The organism is Mycobacterium sp. 1245499.0, assembly GCF_001673615.1.
Lineage (GTDB): Bacteria > Actinomycetota > Actinomycetes > Mycobacteriales > Mycobacteriaceae > Mycobacterium > Mycobacterium europaeum_A.
In genome coordinates, this window is the sequence record NZ_LZMG01000422.1 from 1 (window position 1) to 1,531 (window position 1,531).

General features: G+C 70.2%; 2 protein-coding genes. Both read left to right on the forward strand.

The window, feature by feature from the left end; all coding sequences use genetic code 11:
- On the forward strand, positions 1-1,062 hold a 1,062-nt coding region (gene ipdC / locus A5646_RS26240; protein ID WP_067025374.1), incomplete at its 5' end, for a (3aS,4S,5R,7aS)-5-hydroxy-7a-methyl-1-oxo-octahydro-1H-indene-4-carboxyl-CoA dehydrogenase.
- A gap of 54 nt (positions 1,063-1,116) precedes the next feature.
- The coding region (locus A5646_RS26245; protein WP_231998479.1) for a SatD family protein at positions 1,117-1,531 on the forward strand (415 nt) is incomplete at its 3' end.

Here is a 1,531-nt window from a genome sequence, read left to right on the forward strand (position 1 = left end):
ACGCCGCTGACCGAGCTGGTCGGTGTCGAGCACCCGGTGGTCCAGACGGGGATGGGCTGGGTGGCCGGCGCGCGGCTGGTGTCCGCCACGGCCAACGCCGGCGGGCTGGGCATCCTGGCCTCGGCCACCATGACGCTGGACGAACTGGCGACGGCCATCGCCAAGGTCAAGGCCGCCACGGATAAGCCGTTCGGCGTGAACATTCGCGCCGACGCCGCAGACGCCGGCGATCGCGTGGACCTGATGATCCGCGAGGGCGTCAAGGTGGCCTCCTTCGCGCTGGCGCCCAAGCAGGAGCTCATCGCGCGGCTGAAAGAGGCCGGCGCCGTGGTGATTCCGTCGATCGGCGCGGCCAAGCACGCCCGCAAGGTCGCCGGCTGGGGCGCCGACGCGATGATCGTGCAGGGCGGCGAGGGTGGTGGGCACACCGGCCCGGTCGCCACCACGCTGCTGCTGCCCTCGGTGCTCGACGCCGTGCAGGGCAGCGGCATTCCGGTGATCGCGGCGGGCGGATTCTTCGACGGACGCGGTCTGGCGGCGGCGCTGAGCTACGGCGCCGCCGGCGTCGCGATGGGCACCCGGTTCCTGCTCACCTCGGATTCGACGGTGCCCGACGCGGTCAAGCGCCGTTACCTCGAATCGGCGCTGGACGGCACGGTGGTCACCACCCGGGTGGACGGGATGCCGCACCGGGTGCTGCGCACCGGTTTGGTGGAGAAGCTGGAAGGCGGTTCGCCAGTGCGGGGCCTGACCGCGGCCGTGCGCAATGCCGCCAAGTTCAAGCACATGTCGCAGATGACCTGGCGGTCGATGATCAGCGACGGCCTGGCGATGCGGCACGGCAAGGAGCTGACCTGGTCTCAGGTGGTGATGGCGGCCAATACCCCGATGCTGTTGAAAGCCGGGCTGGTGGACGGCAACACCGACGCCGGCGTGCTGGCTTCCGGCCAGGTGGCCGGCATCCTCGAGGACCTGCCGTCGTGCGCCGAACTGATCGAGTCGATCGTGCGCGACGCGGTCCGGCACCTGCAGGCGGCGTCGGCCCTCATCGAAGGGGCGTAACGCCTCGATAAAGCGTATAGCTAAATCGCCGGATGATTAAGCTATACTCTTCAAATGGCTCGGATGAAGCTGGATCCTTCATCACGGGCGACGCTCATCGGTGACGTCGTCGGTTCCCGGCGCGCCACCGACCGTTCGAAGCTGCATGGGAGCCTGGCGGCCGCCCTGCGACACGTCGCCGCCGAAGCGATCGGCCCGCCCGCGTTCACCGTCGGCGACGAGTTCCAGGGCAGTTACCCGTCCGTCGGCTCCGCGATCGATGCCGCCCTGACGCTGCGGCTGGCCGTCGGCCCCGACATCGACGTCCGGTTCGGCATCGGCTGGGGCTCGGTCACCATCCTCGATGCCGCCGCGGGAATCCAGGACGGCCCGGGCTGGTGGACCGCCCGTGAGGCCATCCAGCACACCGCGGAGGCGCAGCGGCAGCCCGGCTTGACGCTGGTACGCACGACGTTTCGGGCCGAGGCCG